This is a genomic window from Geobacter metallireducens GS-15 (genome assembly GCF_000012925.1).
GTDB classification, from domain to species: Bacteria; Desulfobacterota; Desulfuromonadia; order Geobacterales; family Geobacteraceae; genus Geobacter; species Geobacter metallireducens.
The window spans coordinates 936,472-956,456 of record NC_007517.1; the positions used below are offsets into that span (position 1 = coordinate 936,472).

Annotated in this window: 17 protein-coding genes; all 17 read left to right on the forward strand. The window is 59.5% G+C overall.

Annotated features, from left to right (window positions below; genetic code table 11):
• Window positions 1-120 precede the first annotated feature (120 nt).
• The 17 genes from GMET_RS04255 (at window position 121) to GMET_RS04335 (ending at window position 19,933) form a co-directional block, all read left to right on the forward strand.
• Window positions 121-1,251, forward strand: a complete 1,131-nt coding sequence (locus tag GMET_RS04255) for a SpoIID/LytB domain-containing protein (protein WP_390139140.1) — start codon at window positions 121-123, stop codon at window positions 1,249-1,251.
• Window positions 1,241-2,272, forward strand: coding sequence for a tRNA preQ1(34) S-adenosylmethionine ribosyltransferase-isomerase QueA (gene queA, locus GMET_RS04260; RefSeq protein WP_004512996.1), 1,032 nt, complete (start codon window positions 1,241-1,243; stop codon window positions 2,270-2,272). The genes GMET_RS04255 and queA overlap by 11 nt, the downstream gene beginning before the upstream one ends.
• A 45-nt stretch (window positions 2,273-2,317) precedes the next feature.
• On the forward strand, window positions 2,318-3,430 hold the full coding sequence (gene tgt, locus GMET_RS04265; RefSeq protein WP_004512997.1) for a tRNA guanosine(34) transglycosylase Tgt: 1,113 nt from the start codon (window positions 2,318-2,320) through the stop codon (window positions 3,428-3,430).
• Between the two features lie 66 nt (window positions 3,431-3,496).
• Window positions 3,497-3,817: a preprotein translocase subunit YajC gene (gene yajC / locus GMET_RS04270; RefSeq protein WP_004512998.1), complete on the forward strand. Its 321-nt coding sequence runs from the start codon at window positions 3,497-3,499 to the stop codon at window positions 3,815-3,817.
• 31 nt (window positions 3,818-3,848) lie between these two features.
• Complete coding sequence (secD, locus tag GMET_RS04275; RefSeq protein WP_004512999.1) at window positions 3,849-5,450, forward strand: protein translocase subunit SecD; 1,602 nt, start codon at window positions 3,849-3,851, stop codon at window positions 5,448-5,450.
• 9 nt (window positions 5,451-5,459) lie between these two features.
• The gene (gene secF, locus GMET_RS04280; protein ID WP_004513000.1) at window positions 5,460-6,368 is read left to right on the forward strand and encodes a protein translocase subunit SecF; all 909 of its coding nucleotides are present in this window, start codon (window positions 5,460-5,462) and stop codon (window positions 6,366-6,368) included.
• Between the two features lie 18 nt (window positions 6,369-6,386).
• Window positions 6,387-6,983, forward strand: a complete 597-nt coding sequence (locus tag GMET_RS04285; RefSeq protein WP_004513001.1) for a tetratricopeptide repeat protein — start codon at window positions 6,387-6,389, stop codon at window positions 6,981-6,983.
• Between the two features lie 71 nt (window positions 6,984-7,054).
• Window positions 7,055-8,791, forward strand: a complete 1,737-nt coding sequence (gene recJ, locus GMET_RS04290; protein WP_004513002.1) for a single-stranded-DNA-specific exonuclease RecJ — start codon at window positions 7,055-7,057, stop codon at window positions 8,789-8,791.
• A complete protein-coding gene (locus GMET_RS04295) occupies window positions 8,785-9,684 on the forward strand; it encodes a cation diffusion facilitator family transporter (protein WP_004513003.1) in 900 nt (299 codons plus the stop codon). The genes recJ and GMET_RS04295 overlap by 7 nt, the downstream gene beginning before the upstream one ends.
• 116 nt (window positions 9,685-9,800) lie before the next feature.
• Complete coding sequence (locus GMET_RS04300) at window positions 9,801-11,285, forward strand: hypothetical protein (RefSeq protein WP_011365733.1); 1,485 nt, start codon at window positions 9,801-9,803, stop codon at window positions 11,283-11,285.
• A gap of 145 nt (window positions 11,286-11,430) precedes the next feature.
• Window positions 11,431-13,020, forward strand: a complete 1,590-nt coding sequence (locus tag GMET_RS04305; protein WP_004513006.1) for a LysM peptidoglycan-binding domain-containing protein — start codon at window positions 11,431-11,433, stop codon at window positions 13,018-13,020.
• Window positions 13,021-13,038: 18 nt separating this feature from the next.
• Window positions 13,039-14,967 (forward strand): GspE/PulE family protein, encoded by a 1,929-nt coding sequence (locus GMET_RS04310; protein ID WP_004513007.1) that lies wholly within the window; start codon window positions 13,039-13,041, stop codon window positions 14,965-14,967.
• A gap of 105 nt (window positions 14,968-15,072) precedes the next feature.
• Window positions 15,073-16,140 (forward strand): prephenate dehydratase, encoded by a 1,068-nt coding sequence (gene pheA, locus GMET_RS04315; protein ID WP_004513008.1) that lies wholly within the window; start codon window positions 15,073-15,075, stop codon window positions 16,138-16,140.
• 12 nt (window positions 16,141-16,152) lie between these two features.
• Window positions 16,153-17,013 (forward strand): prephenate dehydrogenase, encoded by an 861-nt coding sequence (locus tag GMET_RS04320; RefSeq protein ID WP_004513009.1) that lies wholly within the window; start codon window positions 16,153-16,155, stop codon window positions 17,011-17,013.
• A 38-nt stretch (window positions 17,014-17,051) separates the two neighbouring features.
• Window positions 17,052-18,341: a 3-phosphoshikimate 1-carboxyvinyltransferase gene (gene aroA / locus GMET_RS04325; protein WP_004513010.1), complete on the forward strand. Its 1,290-nt coding sequence runs from the start codon at window positions 17,052-17,054 to the stop codon at window positions 18,339-18,341.
• Complete coding sequence (gene cmk / locus GMET_RS04330) at window positions 18,338-19,045, forward strand: (d)CMP kinase (RefSeq protein WP_004513011.1); 708 nt, start codon at window positions 18,338-18,340, stop codon at window positions 19,043-19,045. The genes aroA and cmk overlap by 4 nt, the downstream gene beginning before the upstream one ends.
• A 39-nt stretch (window positions 19,046-19,084) precedes the next feature.
• Window positions 19,085-19,933 (forward strand): 4-hydroxy-3-methylbut-2-enyl diphosphate reductase, encoded by an 849-nt coding sequence (locus GMET_RS04335; protein ID WP_004513012.1) that lies wholly within the window; start codon window positions 19,085-19,087, stop codon window positions 19,931-19,933.
• Window positions 19,934-19,985 lie beyond the last annotated feature (52 nt).

Here is a 19,985-nt window from a genome sequence, read left to right on the forward strand (position 1 = left end):
CTGTTCTTCGTACTGCATAAGCAATTTGGTTGCCAAGTATACTATGCTCGAAGGGGGCTTTTACCCTTCCTTTCTTTTTTGTGTCGTTGAAAGTCAGTGTCGGAAGGTCTCTCTGTCACCGTGAGGTTTCTGTTTGCCATAGCGGCTCTGCTCCTGCTCCTTGCTGGGGATGGTTCCGCAGCGACCCTCCCCCGGCAGGAGGCCGTTCGGGTTGCCATTATCAAGGGAGTCGACAGCGTAAGGATCGACGGTGACGGCGTGCTTGCCACCGATGGGAGGGGCGAACCGCTACGTCTGACTCTCCCCGCGCAGGTCAGGCGTGTCGGAGGCTCTCTCTCCGTGGGGGGGCAGACGGTTGCCCGACTCACGGTTACTTCTCCCCTGGTCATACAGGTTAACGGCAAGCGTTACCGCGGCACCATAGAGGTTTCTCCCGCCGACAGAGGGATCCTCGTGGTGAATGACCTCCCGCTTGAGGATTATCTGGTTGGTCTCATCAATTGCGAAATCTCATCCCAGTGGCCCATCGAGGCGGTGAAGGCCCAGGCGGTGGTGGCACGCACCTATGCCTCATACCAGAAGCGGGCACGTGCTAACGCCCCGTACCACCTGGAGTCATCGGTGCTTGACCAGGTCTATGACGGGTGCGAGATCGAGGATAGCCGTGCTGCGCGGGGGGTACGGGAAACTGCCGGGGAGATTCTCACCTACGGAGGCCAACCGATCCAGGCATTCTACCATTCCAACTGTGGCGGCCGAACCGAAGTCGCCGAGAACGTCTGGGGGGTCCGGCTACCCTATCTCAAGAGTGTAGATTGCGCTTACTGTTCCACGAACCCCTCTATCCGTTGGGAGTACGCCATCTCGTTGAAGAAGCTCGAGTCGCTTCTCAGAGGATCGGGAACCCATGTTTCAGGCCTTCGGGATGTCAGGGAAGGGAAGCGAAACGAGAGTGGCAGGCTCATTGACCTTGCTCTTGTTTCAGGCGGGGGGACAACGACCGTGACGGCGGTGAACTTCCGCAAGATCGTCGGCTATACCGCCATCAAGAGCACCAATTTTACGGTTAGAGTCACCAGCGACTTGGTTCGCTTTACCGGTACCGGTTACGGGCATGGAGTCGGCCTCTGTCAGTGGGGCGCGAAACAACGGGCATCCGATGGTTTCACCTACCGGGAGATTCTTGCCTATTACTATCCCGGTGCGCTCCTGAGCAAGCTCCCGGTGGGGCAGGGTGTCGATGCGCGTTGACGATTTCGACTATGAACTGCCTCCGGAGTTGATAGCCCAGGAACCCTTGGACCGACGTGACGCCACCCGACTCATGACCGTCGACCGGTTGAAGGGAGAGGTCGGCGAGGTCTCTTTCCGCGAAATAACCCGGCTTTTCCGGCCGGGAGACCTCCTGGTGGTGAACGACACCCGTGTCATTCCGGCGCGTTTTTTCGGCGTCAAGGAGAGTGGTGGCCGTGTGGAGGTTTTCCTGGAAAGGAGGCTTGCCGCCGTGGGAGAACGGTGGCAGTGTCTGCTCCGTTCCTCCAAGCCGTCGCGACCCGGTACCCGGATAGTGCTCGCGGAAGGTGTGTCCGCGGAGGTCATCGGGCGCAGTGACGGGGATACGTGGTGTGTTTCGTTTACCCCCGTGACAGGGTTCGATGAATGGCTGGAACGCAACGGCGCAATGCCTCTGCCTCCTTACATAAGGAGGAGCGCGGCTGACGCAGACCGGGAGCGGTATCAGACGGTTTTTTCCCGCCAGCGTGGCGCGGTCGCCGCACCGACGGCAGGCCTCCATTTTACTCCCGAACTGCTGGATGAGCTACGGGAGCGAGGCGTAGAGATTGCCACCCTTACCCTCCATGTGGGGCTCGGTACGTTTATGCCAATCAGGGTTGAACGGGTGGAAGAGCACCGGATGCACCGTGAGCGGTATATCATCCCCTCTGCGACCGCCGACGCGGTGAATGCCCGGAAGGGGGGCAAAGGGAGGGTAATCGCTCTGGGAACCACCACGTGCCGCACCCTGGAGCATGCCGCCCGTGACGATGGCCGCGTGGCAGCCGGCGCGGGAGAAACAGGCATCTTTATCTATCCGGGCTACCACTTCAAAACGGTGGATGCCCTCATTACCAATTTTCACCTCCCCAAATCGACCCTGCTCATGCTCGTTTCGGCCTTTGCCGGGAAGGAGCTTCTCTTCAGGGCATACCATGAGGCGGTGACTCGGCGTTTCCGGTTTTTCAGCTACGGCGACGCGATGTTTGTACATTAGGCCGCTTGCCGTTGCCGGCTGACCGCGAGATAATCAGGACGGATTTTGATCCATTTCAAACTTATAAAGAAAGACGGCGCAGCCCGTCTCGGCTCTTTGACAACCCCCCGCGGCACCATCGAGACGCCGATTTTCATGCCGGTCGGAACCCAGGCCACAGTGAAGGCCATGACCCCCGAGGAGCTGAAGACCATCGGTGCCCGGATCATCCTGGCCAACACGTACCATCTTTATATTCGCCCCGGCCATGAATTGGTGAGGCGCATGGGCGGGCTTCACCGTTTCATGAACTGGGATCGGCCGATCCTTACCGACAGCGGCGGGTTTCAGGTCTTCAGCCTGAACGAACTGCGCAAAATCACCGAGGAGGGGGTCAAGTTCCGGTCCCATCTGGACGGTTCCTATCATTTTATCTCTCCCGAGGACGCCATTGCCATTCAGGGGGCTCTGGGGAGCGACATCGCCATGTGTTTCGACGAGTGTACTCCCTACCCGGCCACCCACGACTACGCCCGCCGCTCCATGGAGATGACCACCCGGTGGGCCAGGCGCTGCAAGGATGCGAAGACGCGGGAGGATCAGGCTCTCTTCGGGATCGTTCAGGGGGGGATGTACCGGGACCTGCGGGAGCGAAGCGCCGCGGAACTGCGGGAGATCGGCTTTGACGGTTACGCCATGGGAGGGCTCTCCGTTGGCGAGGAAAAGGAAGTCATGCACGAGGTGCTGGAGTACGCCGCGCCGATGCTTCCCGAAGACCGGCCCCGCTATGTGATGGGAATCGGGGCGCCGGAGGATCTCATCGAGGCGGTCTGGCACGGCTTCGACATGTTCGATTGCGTGATGCCCACGCGAAACGCCCGCAACGGGATGCTCTTCACCTCCTTTGGTAGGGTCAACATCAAGGGGGCGGCCTATGCCGAGGACGCCGGCCCTCTGGATTCCGAATGCGACTGTTACGTCTGTCGCACCTACAGCAGGGCCTATCTGAGGCATCTGTACCGCTCGGGGGAGATTCTCGCGTCGCGGCTCAACACGTACCATAACCTGTACTATTATCTGTCCCTCATGGCAAAGGCGCGGGCCGCCATTGCCGAGGGACGGTTCGCCGCGTTCCGGCAGGAGTTTTACGCCAAGAGGGAGTTGCAGGGGCAATCCTAGAGATTGCTCCATAAAAAAAGAGGGGGCTTCGGGCTTCCTCTCTATAAATCGTCCGGAGGTTACACAATGTTCGGAGTTGCTTTTGCAATGGCTGCACAACCGGGAGGAGCCCAGCCCGGCGGCGCCATGGGCGCTTTTCAGGCTATCCTGCCCCTCGTCTTCATGTTCGCCATCTTCTACTTCCTTCTGATCCGCCCCCAACAGAAGAAGGCCAAGGATCACCGCACGCTTCTCGATTCCCTCAAGAAGGGGGATCAGGTTGTTACCGCCGGCGGCATCCACGGGAAGGTGGGCGCCATAGACGGCGACGTCGTGCTCCTCGAAATTGCCTCGGGGGTCACCATCAAGATTTCCAAGGGTTATATCGCCACCCTGAAGAAGGATTAGAACCTACGGGGATCTGAAAGGAGCTTCGCGCATGTCAAAGGGGCTTACCTGGCGCTTTGGCCTTATCCTGCTGTTCATTTTTCTGTCGGGTATCTACCTGACCCCGACCTTTGTGTCTCCCCTTCCGTCGTGGTGGAAAGGGCTTCTTCCCAAGGACCGGATCAACCTGGGGCTTGACCTTCAGGGGGGGACACACCTGGTGATGGAGGTGGAGATCCAGAAGGCGGTGGAGGGCGCCCTCGACCTCATCGCGAGCGATCTGGAAGACAGCCTTTCCGCCAAGACCATCCGGTTCAAGAAGATCGGGCGGATCGCATCGGATCGGATCCAGCTCACGTTCTACGACCGGGGCACCGCCGACACGGTGCAGAAGATGGTCAAGGAGAAATATCCGACCCTGGAGCTCGTCCCTCCCTATGACGAGGGGGGATTCGTCAGCATGCAGCTCCGCATGGGTGAGAAGGAAGCCCAGGAGCGCAAGGACCGGGCCGTTGCCCAGGCACTTGAGACGATCCGCAACCGGATAGACCAGTTCGGCGTTTCCGAGCCGGTCATTGCCCGGGAAGGGCTCACCCATATCGTGGTCCAGCTTCCGGGCATAAAAGACCCGAAGCGGGCCATCGAGCTCATCGGCCGGACGGCCCGGCTGGAGTTCAAGCTGGTTGACGAGACGGTCAATCCGGCCACGGCAACTCCCGGCACCATCCCCGAAGACTCCGAGCTCCTCATGGAGAAGAAGACCGACCCCACCACCGGCGCCGTAACCGAAATACCCCTGGTGGTCAAGAAAAAGGCGATGATTACCGGTGATCTCCTCACCAACGCCCAGGTCCGGATCGATTCCCAGTTCAACCAGCCCTACGTGGCGATCGAGTTCAACTCCACCGGCGCCCGCCTCTTCGACCAGGTAACCGCCGCCAACGTGGGGAAACGTTTCGCCATTGTGCTCGATAACAATATCTACTCCGCGCCGGTGATCCGGGAGCGGATTTCGGGTGGCAGCGCCCAAATCTCCGGCTCGTTCTCCGAGAAAGAGGCCGCTGACCTGGCCATCGTACTCCGGGCGGGATCTCTCCCCGCACCGGTCAAGGTGATCCAGAACGAGACGGTTGGTCCTTCCCTGGGGCAGGACTCCATCACCAAGGGGCTGATGGCCGGTCTCGTGGGGGTGGCGCTCGTCGTTGTCTTCATGGCGATATACTATAAGCTCGCCGGCCTGGTGGCCAACTTCGGCATGGTGCTCAACGTGCTCTACCTCATGGGCGCCCTGGCGGCCCTAGGAGCGACCCTGACCCTGCCGGGCATCGCCGCCATCGTCCTGCTGATCGGCATGTCCGTTGACTCCAACGTCCTCATCTTCGAACGGATCCGGGAGGAGATGCGGCTCGGCAAACCTCCCAAAGCGGCATTGGATGCCGGCTATGACAAGGCGTTCCTGACCATCATGGACTCCCACGTGACGACGCTCATCACGGCCGCCGTCCTCTTCCAGTTCGGCACCGGACCGGTCAAGGGATTTGCCGTGTCGTTGAGCCTGGGGATTATCATCAACCTGTTCACCGCTCTCGTGGGCACCAAGTCAATTTTCGACTTCGCCCTTTCGCGCCTGCGGATCAAGCGTCTGAGCATCTAGGGGGAGTCCATGGAATTTATCGGCAAGACACATATCGATTTTATGGGGATGAAGAAGTTTTCCTTCGCCATTTCCATTGTCATAGCGATTCTCGGCATTATCGGCATCGTGCGGATTGCCCTCGGGACAGCCAACATGGGGATCGACTTCTCCGGAGGCACCGCCGTGCAGCTCAAATTCGCCCAGCCGGTGCATATCGACCGGGCCCGTGAGGCCTTGGCGAAGCACGGTATCCATGACGCCAACCTTCAGGAGCTCAAGACGGGGAACAAACTCCTCGTGAAGGTAGGGAAGACCTCACTCCCCCAGGGGAACGCGGCGGACCTGATCCAGACTGCCTTCCAGAAAGAGTTGACCGGCAATACCTTCGTGGTTGAAAGCTCCACCGAGATCGGCCCTGCCATCGGCGACAAGCTCCGCAAGGACACCCTGGTCGCCGTGGCCATCTCCATGATCGGCATCCTCATCTACATTGCCTGGCGGTTCGACTTTACCTTCGGCGTGGGAGCGCTCGTTGCAACGCTTCACGACGTCCTCGCCATGTTTGCCGTCTTTTTCCTCCTGGACAAGGAGGTCAATCTCCTCTTCATTACGGCGGTCCTCACCATCGCCGGCTATTCACTCACCGATACCGTGGTCGTCTTTGACCGCATCCGGGAGAATCTCCATAAGAACACCAAGGATTCGCTGGAGACGATCTTCAACTTCAGCATCAACGAAGTCCTTTCCCGGACCATTATTACGGCACTTACCACCTTCCTGGCCGCCGGCTCCCTTTACTTCTTCGGCGGCGAGGTTATCCATGACTTTGCCCTGGCCCTTGTGGTCGGCATCCTCGTCGGTGTCTACTCATCCGTGTTCGTGGCGAGTCCCATTGTCGAGGTCTGGGGGCGTCGTCCCAAGGCCAGCAAGGCTTGACGTCAAGAGGAGACGATGATGAATAAGGAAACTGTGCTTTACGTGGTCATTGCGCTTCTTGTCGGCATCCTCGGCACCGTTCTCGTGGTCGGCGTGGTCAACAAGCAGAAACCTGCCCCGGCCACGGCAGGCATTCCCGCCGGCGGCGGATCTCCCGTCGACTACCAGCAGCGGATTGCCGAGGCCGAGAAAGTCGTTGCCAACGATCCCAAGAACCTCCAGGCCTGGATCCAGCTGGGCAATGACTATTTCGACACCGATCAGGCCCAGAAGGCTATCAACGCCTACGGCAAGGCCCTGGAGCTCGACCCGACCAACGCCAACGTACTTACTGACCAGGGGATCATGTTCAAGCGGGTCGGGTGGTTCGATAAGGCCATTGCCAACTTCGAGAAGGCGCAACAGCTCGATCCAAAACACCTGCAGAGTCTTTACAATCTCGGGGTTGTCTATATGAGCGACCTGAAACAACCCGCCAAGGCGGTGAAATACTGGGAACGCTACCTTGAACTGGATCCCATGGGGCCCAACTCCCAGCAAATTCGGACGATGTTGGAGGAGGCCAAGGGGATGGCGCAGACCCCATCCCCCCAGGGGCAACTCTTCAGGAAGTGATTTGACGGCATCGAATTCCCCGCTTCGGCGGGGTTTTTTTGTGGCCATTGTGCGAGGTGGGGTGGCAGAGAATGAAAGCGGTTGCCGAAAAGCGATGGGAGTTACGGACCAATGACAAGGAGGCTGCGCAGAGAATTGCCTCGGACTCTTCGGTCGACCCCTTCCTGGCAGCGCTGCTCGCCAACCGGGGCATCGCGGATGGCGAATCCGCGCGCCGCTTTCTTTCCTCTTCCCTGGGGGACGTGAGCGATCCCTTCCTTCTGAAGGGAATGGAAGAGGCAGTTGCCCGCCTCTGTGCGGCACGGGCACGACGTGAAACTGTGTGCGTCTACGGCGATTATGATGTGGATGGGATTACTGCCACGGCATTGCTGGTAAGCTTTTTTCGTGCGGTTGGTATCCGCTGCTTCTATCATATTCCGAAACGCCTCGAAGAGGGATACGGCCTTTCGGTGGACGGCCTGCGCAAGGTGGCCGAGCAGGCGCAGGTTGTCGTTACGGTCGACTGTGGGGTGAATGCCGTGGCCGAGGCGGAACTCTGCCTTACGTTAGGGGTTGACCTCGTCATCACCGACCACCACACCCCTGGTCCGGCCATCCCGAAAGCCTGTGCCGTTATCAATCCACTTCAGCCGGGCTGTTCCTATCCCTTTAAATCCCTTGCAGGCGTGGGCGTCGCTTTTAACGTGATGGTCGCCCTTCGGGGGCGTCTCAGGGCGGAAGGGGCATTCGCCGGAGGAAACGGACCGAATCTGCGGGAATACCTCGACCTCGTCGCCCTCGGAACCATTGCCGATGTGGTTCCTCTCGTGGGAGAGAACCGGATATTCGTTAAATATGGGCTCCGGGAACTTTCCGCTTCGTCGCGGGTTGGAGTGAAGGCCCTTAAGGATGTGGCGGGAGTCACCGGCGCCGTGAGTTGTGGTGCTGTCGGCTTCAGGCTTGCACCGCGACTTAACGCAGCCGGCAGAATGGAGGATGCCGCTGCCGGGGTTGAACTTCTCCTTGAGACCGAGCCTGGCCGTGCCGCGGCCATTGCCGCGGAACTGGATGCGAATAACGACGAGCGCCAGGCCCTGGAGCGGCAGATTCTGACGGACGCCCTGGGACGGGTTCAAGGGAATACCGCCATGGAGGGGAGAAAAAGTATCGTTCTCGCCTCCGCTGCGTGGCATCCGGGGGTCATCGGGATCGTTGCCTCGCGAATGGTCGATCTCTTCCATCGTCCGACCGTGCTCATTGCTCTGCAGGAAGGAAACGGCCGGGGATCGGGGCGCAGTATTCCGGGCTTTCACCTCTACGATGCCCTCGGCGCCTGCGCCGACCAACTCGTGAAGTTCGGCGGGCACCGTTACGCTGCCGGGCTTTCAATTGATGAGCCAACGCTGGAACTGTTCGTGGACCGCTTCGAAGAAGTTGCTGCGGGGTTGCTGTCCGCCGACGACCTGATACCGGTGCTCCGCGTGGATGCTGTACTCTCGGCCCAGCAGGTGACAGCTGGTCTGGCGGACGCGCTTTCGTCCCTGGAGCCCTTCGGCGCGGGAAATCCCGAACCGCTGTTCGTGCTGAAAGATATGGAGATCGTGCGGCGGTGGGCCGTTCGCGGCAACCATCTCAAAGTACGGCTTTCTGGTGGAGGATTCACTTTTGACGCCATTGGTTTTAATCTTGCAACGAAGGAGGACAGCTTGCCAGATCTCGTGGATATCGTTTTTACGCTCGGCTGGAACGAGTGGAACGGCCGCAAAACCCTGCAACTGAGCCTCAAGGACATCAGGGAGTCCGGTCAGGTGCTTGAGCCATGCTGAGGGAAGAGCGTTTCAATAAAGCTGACCGTATTATCGCGGTCGGATTCTGGGCCAACGCAGGGCTCATGATCATGAAACTCCTGGCCGGCTATTTCGGGAAATCGGAAGCGGTGTTTGCCGATGGCCTGGAGAGCGCCTGTGATTTCATTGCGATTCTCTCCACGATGATTGCGCTTAAGGTCGGACGTCAACCATTCGACCCGAAACATCCCTACGGGCACGGCAAAGCGGAGAGCATCGCGGCAGTCCTTGTTTCGCTGGTCATCTTTTCAACGGGCATAGGGATTCTTGTTAAGGCCGTCCACACCATTATGGACCGCACCTATCAGACCCCTGATCTGATTGCGGTGCTTGCTGCTCTTGTCACCATTGCGGTCAAGGAATGGTTGTACCGCTACACGGTATCGACCGGAAAGCATCTTGAGAGCCCCGCACTGGCGGCGGTTGCCAAGGATCATCGCAAGGATGCTGTGACGTCCATCGCCACCCTCGTTGGCGTCTTCGGCGCCTACCTGGGGGCCGGCGTCATGGATCCCCTGGCCGCCGGACTCACGGCGTTCTTCATTTTTCACATCGGCTATGAAACATGCATGGGAGCCATCCATGACCTCATGGATGGCCTCCCCTCCGGTGATCTTATCCAATCGATCTCCGAAGTGGCCGAAGCGGTTGACGGAGTGGAGCACGTCCATGAAATCCGGGGGAGGAGATCGGGCCAGTACATCATTATTGATCTCAAACTCGATATGGACCCAGAGATGACCGTCAAGCGCTCCCATGACATCGCCACAACGGTTAAGCGGCTTATTTTCGAGCAATTCCCCAATGTGGGAGACGTGATGATCCACATTAATCCCCATGACGAAGAACATGAGGATCTGATCAGGCTGTAACGGTTGCAATTGACATTGTCATGCTATTATGGATATTGATGACAACTTAATTTACGTGCCGTAGTTGTCAATGTCGCTATCTGACTCATGCCAGTGACGGACACTCAGGGAATACGATGATAACGATACTTTTCATCTCCGACGATACTCGGGTTCCTGACCTCATTGCCCGGGTGCAGTCCCAGCTCAAGGCCAGAATGAGGCTCGCTACCGATTTCGATCAGGGGCTCAAGGAGGTATTTGACAACAGGCCCTCTGCAGTCTTCATCCAGGGTGACATCTCGGGAATCTCCGGTGAGACCGTTGCGCGCCACATAAAAACCCTCCTCCGTGGTGATGCACCCCGCATTGTGCTCATACATACAGCACCCCTGCCGACGCAGGGAGTGAAAAAATGGTTCGATGATGCAATCGATTTCTCTCTGCCGCAGGCGGAGCTTGCTGATCAATTTAAGCTTCGGCTGATGGAGATTGCCCCCGATCTCCGCATTGAAACGAATGACGTGCCGACTCGTCATGCTGGAAACGTCGCCGCTGCTGCCCCTAATGTGTCGGACCACCCTGCACCTTCTCATGGAGAGGCTGAACCCTTTGATTGGGAGGCGCCCGGGGATGCCGTTCCCCATGCCGTTCAGCCACCCTGTCATCAGGCGCACTCCGAAGTTGAGGAGAGGGATGAAAGCGATTCTTTGCCGGATGTCTCGCAGGTTCTGGTCGGCAGGGGAGCGGCAACAACCGGCCCTGGGATGCCTTCGCCAGGGTCCGAACTTCGGAACGTGATGCCGTCGATTATCGAAGAGTCCGCCACCACCCAGTCTACCTTTTCGGAACAGATTCCCTCGACCCCGGCCACCCCTTCTCCGCCACTGACTCCACTGCGCGAAGCGGAGCCGAAGCCAGCCCCTTTACGTCAACCTTCTCCGCTTCAAGCGGTCGAATCTTCCCGTGAGAGAACCGCCGCCTCCATGGCCGACTTCAGCGCAGAGATGACTAAAGAGGCAAAGGCGGAGTGGGTGACCATTCCTCCGCCGGACCGGGAACTCGGAGGGGCGACAGGACAGCGTCTCACCGTATGGGCTGCCGCCATTGTGGTGCTCCTCCTTGGCGCGATGGTGGGCGGGGCTTTACTGCTGAAGGGAGAAGGGAATAAGAAAAAACCTTCCCCGAAACCGGAAGCAATGCAAACGGCCCCGACCCGGACTTCGCCTGCGCCGGCCCCTCCCGCAAAGGCGATCCCTCTGAAGACTACCCCCGCGGCGCTTCCTTCTTTTATCCCCGCATCGGGGAAGGATGAGGGTTTTGGTAAGGTCCATCCCGGTTGGGAGCGATATCTCGGCAGGGGAACAGAGTACCGTCTATTCCGTGAGAACGGCCGCCTGAAGGCGGTGCAGGTCATTGCCCTCCGTGGCACTGCTGTCCCCGATACCCTCGTTGTTGCCGTTGTCAGGGAATTGACGGGGAGCGAACGCCTCGGCGCAGTATCGTCCCAGACAAAAAAGGGGGGGTACCTGCGTCAGGTAGGCAAGGTTGACGGAAAGGGCGAGGTCGTCATCTACCGCAAAGGAGGGGGCGTCCGGGGGGTTGTTGTAACCCTCAACTGAGGCATGATGCCCCGGGATAATCAATGCCTGCCCCTGTTTTTGCGGCCTGAGCTTTACAGCTGCATTTTTGCGGCGATACACGGGGGAGCTTTTTTCTGTTCTTCCTATAATAATTTTGTACAAGTACTTGAAAACGGGAGATGCAATGATAGCTACCCCCCCCCGACAAGCTGTTGCCATCGCACTCGCGATGCTGGCCTTCGGCGCTCTGCCGACGCAGGTGCGCGCCATTGACCCGCGCTTTGAGCTCGATCCGCGTTTCCTTGACAAGACCGCTGAATCACCTGCCAAGGAACGGGAGGAACGGCCGGTTCGAAAAGCGGCACGGTCGGCGACCGGGGCGTCTCACTATACCTATACCGTTAAGCCGGGGGACCACATTTTCAAAATTCTCATGAAGGAGTACGGTCTTTCCAATGCCGAGGCCGAAGCCCTCGTGCCCGAAGTGAAGCGTCTTAACGGAATCACGGACATCAGGAGACTCCATGCGGGGCAGTCCCTGCGCATCCCGCTGACGCACCGGCGCGAACATGCCGATGTGGCTGAGCGGAAGGAATCGAAGATTGTCCGCGGGGCGCCTGCAAGGACTGACGGTGCTGGAGGGAAAAGGCCGGGGTCTCTTGCCGCAGCCTCAGCCGGCAGTGACGGGAAGTCCGCGGGTCACACCATGCGGATGATGAATCTCTCCCCCGAGCAGGAACCGGCCAATCTCGACGCGGTTCGTCAAGTCTGGGGTGGCCTTGTCCCTTCCCGGCCGGTATCCTCTCGGCCGATTTCCATCGAGGACAAGAACTTTTCCCTGTCCCTCGACCCGGAATCATTCCCCTCGTTCCCCGCGGCAGATGGGGGAAGAGTGCTTGTGGATGCCGGGGGGAAGATTCCTCCTCTCGTGAGATCCCTCATTGAGGAGAAGGATCCGTCGGTGCGCATCGTTTCCGAGAGCCCCCGCAACCGCAAGCGCTTTATGGCGTCGCTTCTGGAAGGCGCCCGCTTCTATTCGGTGGCGGACAATGTCGCCCTCTCGTTTGGCGCCGATCCCAAGCTGACGGTCAACGCCGATTTCAAGATCGAAAAGACCCCGGAAAGCGTCCTGAATCACGATGTGGTGCTGATGAGCGTCGAGGAGTACCGGCGCGGTATGCCGCCGGTTCTGGTCCAGTTTCTTCGCCGCGAGGGGTTTCAGGTTCTGGAGCCCTTTCCCGCCGGTGACCAGGCATTGCCCCGTGGCGGGCGGACCCTTCACCAGATCACTGCCCACGATACCCGGGGGATCGTCGATGGTCTTCTGCGGGCACTCGACGTGCGCTACGAGGCTGACCGCAGCGTAGAGCTCTACGGTATGTCCGACGGCGGGCTCAGGCTCGAAGTGCGGGCCGACCGCTACTTCGAGGACGGGCGCGACCGCTATGTCGTGAGCTACTTTGATGGAGATCCGGTTTCCTATACCCTGACGAGGCTCCTTGAGACCCGGGGGTATCGGGTCGTTGTCCTTGACCCGAAGGACGACTTCCGGAAGGTTTCCGAAAAACTACTGGCTAGGCTCCGGCTTCCCGGTGTTTTCGCCCAGCACGATCTCCTCCAGTACCGGGACGCGCCCTACGGCATCCAGATGTCGGGGGTCCGCATGCGTGCCCAGGGGGCAGGGGGAGAGTCGGTCTTTCTTACCAATGTCGAGCTCGATCCGCTCTTCAGGGATCTCCTCGATTACAGCGGCTACTCGGTCATTTCCCATTAAAGAGGGTTTCCTGCTGCCATGTCCGTAAAGAAGGTCGGAGAGATACTTGTTGAAAATCGGCTGATTACCGAAGATCAGCTGCGGGAGGCCCTGGAACTTCAGAAGGTCTTCCCCGATCAGCCCGTGGGGCAGCTCCTCTGCAAGCTCGGCTTCCTTACCGAAAGCGATCTCTCCTACATCCTTGAACAGACCGGCAAGCGCCAGAAGCTTGGCGATATCCTCGTGCGTGAGCGGCTCATCGACCAGGAACGTCTTGGCCAGGCCCGCGAGGTCGCCAAGCGGGACGGCATCCCCCTCGCCAGGGCTCTGCGCAAGCTTCGCGTTGTGGAGGAGGAACCCCTCGCCAAGGCGGTGGCCGTCCAGTACGATCTGTCTTTCGTGCACATCAATACCCTTGAGATTGAAGCGGAGCTTGCCCGCTACATCAACCCCTCCTATGCCCAGAAGCAGCGGATTGTCCCCATCTCCAAGATTGGCAATACCCTGACCCTGGCCATGGCCTATCCGATAAGACTCCAGGAGCTGAAGGATCTCGAGCAGAGCATCCGTTCGCGGATTATTCCCGTTATCGCCGTGGAGAGTGAAATCCTCAAGGCCCAACAGCGCCTCTACCGGACCGCTGCCAGTTCTGTTGCCACCTTCGATGAGGCTGACCTTGAGATCGGTCCGGGAAGCATCTCGGAAATCCTGGGGGCCAATGCCGACGATGAACCCGACATCGAGGACGAGGTCAAGAAGGTATCCGAGCGTGACAGCATTATTGTGAAGCTCGTCAACAAGATCATCTTCGACGCCCACCAGAGCCGTGCCTCCGACATTCATATCGAGCCGTACCACGGCAAGAACGATATTGTTGTCCGGATGCGGGTGGACGGTCGGTGCAAGGTCTACCAGCGCATCCCCTACCGCTATAAGTACGCGATCCCCTCCCGCCTCAAGATCATGGCCGAGCTCGACATTGCCGAAAAACGCAAGCCCCAGGACGGAAAGATCAATTTCAAGAAGTTCGGTCCCCTCGACATGGAGCTTCGCATCGCCACCATGCCTACCGCCGGCGGGTTGGAGGATGTGGTGATCCGGCTTGTTAATACCGGCGAGACCTTTTCCTTTGATAAACTGGGCCTGACCGAACGGAACATGCGCATCTTCAGCGAGGCCGTAAGCAAGCCCTACGGCCTGGTTCTCGTGGTGGGCCCCACGGGGAGCGGCAAGACCACCACGCTCCACGCGGCGATTTCCCGGATAAACAGTCCCGAGGTGAAGATCTGGACCGCCGAGGACCCGGTGGAGATCACTCAGAAGGGACTGCGGCAGGTGCAGGTCAACCCCCGGATTGGCCTCACCTTCCCGGCGGCGCTTCGTTCGTTCCTGCGGCTCGACCCCGATGTCATCATGGTGGGGGAAATGCGGGACGAGGAAACCGCTTCCATCGCCGTGGAGGCTTCCCTGACCGGACACCTGGTCCTTTCCACACTCCATACCAACTCGGCCCCCGAAACCGTGACCCGCCTTTTGGAGATCGGGCTTGATCCGTTCAGCTTCTCCGATTCGCTTATCTGTATCGTTGCCCAGCGCCTGGCCCGGCGTCTCTGCGAGGAGTGCCGCGAGGTCTACCGTCCTGACAGGCAGGAGCTTGCAGAGATCATCGCGGAGTACGGCGAGGAGCAGTTCGCCGCCACCGGCCTCGTGGGAAACGAACTCGTCCTTGCCCGGGCAGTGGGGTGCCCTTCCTGTGGCCAGACCGGCTACCGCGGCCGCCTCGGTATCCACGAGGTGCTCGAATGTACGGATGGTCTGAAAAGCCTGATAAAAAAGCGGTCTGAAACCGAACTTATCCGCCGCCTGGCCATGGACGAAGGGATGACGACCCTTCGTCAGGACGGCATACTTAAGGTCTTACAGGGCCTCACCGACATCCACGAGGTCCGCAAGGTTTGTCTGAAATGATGTTTGTGTAAACCAGAAAAGATTTGCATTTTTGCCATCTTTCCTATACATTACCCCCTCCACGGCATGTCCGCTAACTCCCCACCGGATGGTCCCATACGCACCATGAAAACGCTCCAAGAGCTGCGTCGTGATATCGACGCCATTGATGATCAGATCCTGGATCTTCTTAACAGCCGCTCCCGGCTGGCCATAGAGGTCGGCAAGGTCAAAGCGGGAGAGAACCGCGACTTCCACGTCCCGAGCCGTGAACGGGAAATCTATGAGCGGCTTGCGGCCGGGAATTCTGGACCCTTCCCGAACGAGGCGGTCCGGAGCGTCTTCCGGGAGATCATTTCTGCTTCCCTTGCCCTCGAATCCCCCATGAAGGTTGCCTTTCTCGGCCCCAAGGCGACGTTCACTCATCTTGCTTCCCTGCAGCATTTCGGCCTGTCGGCGGAACTCGTCCCCCAGAAGTCTATCCCTGCTGTTTTCGAGGAGGTCAGCAAGGGGCGTTCCCTCTACGGCGTGGTTCCGGTGGAAAACTCCACCGAGGGGATGGTTTCCCACACCCTCGACATGTTCATGGAGAGCGATCTCAAAATCAACGCGGAGATACTCCTGGAGGTTTCCCATGATCTCCTCTCCCGCACCGGCCGCTTGGAGGATGTGAAGAAGGTCTACTCCCACCCCCAGGCCATTGCCCAGTGCCGCAACTGGCTCGACGAGAATCTGTCGGGCGTGCCGGTGGTGGATGTGGCCTCCACGGCCCTGGCGGCCCAGATCGTCGGGGAGGACTATACCGCCGCCGCCATTGCCAGCGAGTTTGCTGCGGCGCTGTATGATCTGAAAGTGGTGCGCCACAGGATCGAGGACCAGGTGAACAACTTCACCCGCTTCCTGGTTGTGGGGCGGAAAATGGCAGATCGGTGCGGCGACGACAAGACCTCCCTCATGTTTTCGGTCAAGGACGAGCCGGGAATCCTCCACCGGATGCTGGAGCCCTTTGCCAAACGGGGGGTCAACCTGTCCAAGATCGAGTCGCGCCCCCTCAAGAAAAAGGCCTGGGAGTACATATTTTTCCTCGATCTGGCCGGCCACATCTCAGATCCGGTGGTGTCCGACGCGGTCCAGGAACTGAAGAACTACTGCCAGTTTGTCAAGATCCTCGGATCATACCCCCGGGCGAAATAGCCGTTGGATACAATGCCCTTCATCCATAGATTAGCCATCATCGGCGTTGGCCTTATCGGCGGCTCCCTGGCCCGCATCCTGCGAGAGAAGGGGGCGGTGGGGGAGATTGTCGGAATCGGGCGCGGCGAAGCAAACCTGCGCAAGGCGGTGGAACTTGGGGTTATCGATCGGTACTCCCTGGATTCCGTAGCCGGCGTCGAGGGTGCTGACGTCGTTTTCCTGGCCACGCCGGTCTGCTCCATTCCTTCCATAACGGCCGAGATTGCCCCCCATCTGGCTCCCGGTTGCGTGGTGACCGACGGGGGGAGCGTGAAGGAAGAGATTGTTTCCGCCTGCGAACCCCTCATGCCGAACGGGATTCATTTCGTCGGCGGGCACCCCATCGCCGGCACCGAGCACTCGGGTGTGGAAGCGTCGTTTTCCTCCCTCTATGTGGGAAAGCGCTGCATCGTGACCCCTACCTCCCGTACCAGCCAGGATGCCCTTGCCAAGGTGGTGCGGATGTGGGAGGTCGCCGGTTCCGAAGTGGTCATCATGGATACGGAGAAGCACGACCGGGTGCTTGCGGCCATTTCCCATCTCCCCCACATGGTTGCCTATGCTCTGGTGAATGCCGTTGAAGGGTACGACCGCTTCGAGGAGAGTATCCTTCGCTACTCCGCCGGCGGGTTCCGCGACTTTACCCGGATAGCCTCGTCGGACCCGGCCATGTGGCGGGACATCGCCCTCATGAATCGGGAAGCGGTCATCGAAATGATGGACCATTTTGCCGCATACTTTGCGAGACTCCGGGAGTTGGTGGCAGCGGCCGACGCCCCTGGACTCGAACGCTTCTTCCGGGAATCGAAGGAAAGCAGAGACGCTATTCTGTAGGGAAGGCAGTTCCTAAATCTCAGCCAAGGTGGTTAATCGTGCAGAGCTATACCGTTCGGCCGGCCAAGGGGATTCGTGGCGAGATCACCGTTCCCGGCGACAAGTCCATATCCCACCGTTCCATCATGCTCGGTTCCATTGCCCGCGGGGAAACCACGGTGCGCGGCTTTCTCCGGGGCGAGGACAATATTGCCACCCTGAACGCCTTCCGGGCCATGGGCGTTGTCATCGACGACGACGGCGAGACGCTCCGCATCGCCGGGAAAGGACTTCGTGGCCTCGCGGAACCGACGGACGTCCTTGACTGCGGCAATTCCGGGACTTCCATGAGGCTTCTGACCGGTCTTCTGGCTCCCCAACGGTTCTACTCGGTGCTGTCCGGCGACCAGTACCTGCGGCGCCGTCCCATGCGGCGGGTGGTGGAGCCCCTCTCACGGATGGGTGCCTGCATTCATGGTCGTGAAGGAGGGGAAAAGGCGCCCCTTGCCATTGTCGGACGGGACCTGAAAGGGATCTCCTACACGTCGTCCGTTGCGAGTGCCCAGGTGAAGTCGGCGCTCATGCTGGCCGGGCTCTATGCAGAAGGTGAGACGCGGGTTACCGAGCCGCACCTTTCCCGGGATCACTCGGAGCGGATGTTTCGCCACTTCGGAGCCGACATCGAGAACGGCCCCGCCGGAGTAGTCGTCCGCGGCGGCCGGGAGTTGGAAGGGCGGGACATTATAGTTCCCGGAGATATCTCGTCTGCCGCCTTCTTCATGGTGGCGGCCCTCATCGTCCCCGGCTCCGAGCTTCTCATCCGCGGGGTCGGGGTGAACCCGACACGCACCGGCATCATCGACATCCTGACCGCCATGGGAGGCTCCCTGGAGTTGCTCGACCAGCGGGAGGTTTCCGGAGAGCCGGTTGCCGATATACTGGTACGCTCGTCTCGCCTCAAGGGGATTGAAATTGCCGGCGAGGTGGTCCCCCGGGCCATCGATGAATTCCCCGTCATCTGTGTCGCCGCTGCCGTGGCCGAGGGGCGCACTGTCGTCAGGGAGGCCCGGGAACTCCGTGTCAAGGAGACCGACCGGATTGCCGCCATGGCCACCAACCTGCGGGCGGTAGGTGTGACGGTCACCGAAAGCGAAGACGGCATGGATATCGAGGGGGCGGAGCAGATTGCCGCAGGCACCGTGGAGAGCTTCGGCGATCACCGGATCGCCATGTCGATGCTCATCGCGGGCCTCACGGCAGGGGGCGATATTACCGTTACCGACACCGAGTGTATCGGCACGTCGTTCCCCACGTTCTTCCCGCTGCTCGAAAAGGTTGCGGCCCGGTGAGCGGCGTGGGAAGACGGGGACTCATCATAGCCATTGACGGACCCTCCGGCGCAGGGAAGAGCACCATCACCAAGCGCCTGGCCGACCGCCTCGGCTATGTCCACATCGACACCGGCGCCATGTTCCGGGCAGTGGCTCTCGTTGCGAAACGGGCAGGCCTGGACGGTGCCGACGACGAGTCCCTTGAGCGGTTGTGCCGTGGGATAGAGATCGATTTTTTTCGCAACAACGGCTGCTGCCGCGTCATCGTCAACGGCGAGGATGTGACCGAAGCCATCAGGACGCCGGACATCAGTTCCCTGACATCGGCCATCTCGGCCCGCAAGGTCGTCCGTGATTTTCTTCTGACGCTCCAACGCCGTATGGGGAATGAAGGGGGCGTGATCCTGGAGGGGCGGGACATCGGCACCGTGGTTTTCCCCAATGCTGATGTCAAATTCTTCCTCTCTGCGTCGGTGGAGGAGCGCGGACGACGCCGCTGGCTCGAATTGACGGGCAAGGGCGTGAATGTCACCTTGGAAGACACGGTTTCGGCCGTCGCCCTGAGGGATAAACAGGATTCGGGGCGCGAGCATGCTCCCCTCAGGCGAGCCGATGACGCCATAGACGTCGATTCGACCGGCCTTTCCATAGATCAGGTGATCGCCATCATGGAGGGGATGGTCCGGGAAAAGGAGCAGGCCCACAGCGTCTGCGCCCCCTGAAAAACCAACGAATAAAGAACACTCTGGAGTCTCAATCATATGGAAATAATTCTGGCCAAGCGGGCCGGCTTTTGCTTCGGCGTTAAACGGGCCACCCAGATGGCCTTCGAGGCGGCCGAAAAAGAGGGGAAAACCTACTCCCTCGGTCCCATAATCCACTCGCCTCAGGTGGTGCACCGGCTTGAGGAGATGGGTGTTAAGGTTCTCAAGGGGCTCGGCGAAATAACCGACGGGACCATCATAGTCCGTTCCCACGGCGTGACTTCGGAGGAGTTGGAAGAGGCGGTCCGGAAGGAACTTGAAGTCGTCGATGCCACCTGTCCCTTTGTCAAGAAGGCCCAAGAGAATGTTCAGAATCTCTCCGAGGCCGGTTACGAAGTGGTTGTTGTGGGGGATGCCGATCATCCCGAGGTCCAGGGGATCGTTTCCTACGCCAAGGGGAAGGTTTGCGTGGTCGGGTCCGAGGAGGAAGCGGCACGGTTGCCGAAGATGAAGAAGATCGGCATAGTCGCCCAGACCACTCAATCTTTCGATAATCTGAAGCATGTGGTCCTCGAATGTCTTCGCAAGGGGGCAGAAATTCGCATCTTCAACACCATCTGTGATGCGACGGCCGTGCGCCAGCAGGAGGCGACGGCTTTGGCCCGCACGGTTGACTGCATGATCGTTATCGGTGGCTACAACAGCGCCAATACCAAACGCCTCGCCGAGGTCTGCGCTGAACTCCAACCCCGGACCCATCAGATTGAGACGGCCCAGGAGATCAACCCTGCCTGGTTCGAGGGGGTAGCCAAGGTGGGGGTGACCGCCGGAGCGTCAACTCCCAAGTGGCTCATCGATGAGGTGATCGAGCGGATCAGAGAGATTGATAGTGCTAAAACTAGTTGAATTTTCAAATAGATATGTGTTACGTTTGCATATCCTAATCCACAAACGATTC

What these genes read in the sequence shown, in the direction of transcription:
- queA (WP_004512996.1), top strand. Translation starts at nt 1,241, where the DNA reads ATGCGCGTTGACGATTTCGACTATGAACTGCCTCCGGAGTTGATAGCC.
- yajC (WP_004512998.1), top strand. Translation starts at nt 3,497, where the DNA reads ATGTTCGGAGTTGCTTTTGCAATGGCTGCACAACCGGGAGGAGCCCAG.
- secD (WP_004512999.1), top strand. Translation starts at nt 3,849, where the DNA reads ATGTCAAAGGGGCTTACCTGGCGCTTTGGCCTTATCCTGCTGTTCATT.
- secF (WP_004513000.1), top strand. Translation starts at nt 5,460, where the DNA reads ATGGAATTTATCGGCAAGACACATATCGATTTTATGGGGATGAAGAAG.
- GMET_RS04285 (WP_004513001.1), top strand. Translation starts at nt 6,387, where the DNA reads ATGAATAAGGAAACTGTGCTTTACGTGGTCATTGCGCTTCTTGTCGGC.
- recJ (WP_004513002.1), top strand. Translation starts at nt 7,055, where the DNA reads ATGAAAGCGGTTGCCGAAAAGCGATGGGAGTTACGGACCAATGACAAG.
- GMET_RS04295 (WP_004513003.1), top strand. Translation starts at nt 8,785, where the DNA reads ATGCTGAGGGAAGAGCGTTTCAATAAAGCTGACCGTATTATCGCGGTC.
- GMET_RS04300 (WP_011365733.1), top strand. Translation starts at nt 9,801, where the DNA reads ATGATAACGATACTTTTCATCTCCGACGATACTCGGGTTCCTGACCTC.
- GMET_RS04305 (WP_004513006.1), top strand. Translation starts at nt 11,431, where the DNA reads ATGATAGCTACCCCCCCCCGACAAGCTGTTGCCATCGCACTCGCGATG.
- GMET_RS04310 (WP_004513007.1), top strand. Translation starts at nt 13,039, where the DNA reads ATGTCCGTAAAGAAGGTCGGAGAGATACTTGTTGAAAATCGGCTGATT.
- pheA (WP_004513008.1), top strand. Translation starts at nt 15,073, where the DNA reads ATGAAAACGCTCCAAGAGCTGCGTCGTGATATCGACGCCATTGATGAT.
- GMET_RS04320 (WP_004513009.1), top strand. Translation starts at nt 16,153, where the DNA reads ATGCCCTTCATCCATAGATTAGCCATCATCGGCGTTGGCCTTATCGGC.
- GMET_RS04335 (WP_004513012.1), top strand. Translation starts at nt 19,085, where the DNA reads ATGGAAATAATTCTGGCCAAGCGGGCCGGCTTTTGCTTCGGCGTTAAA.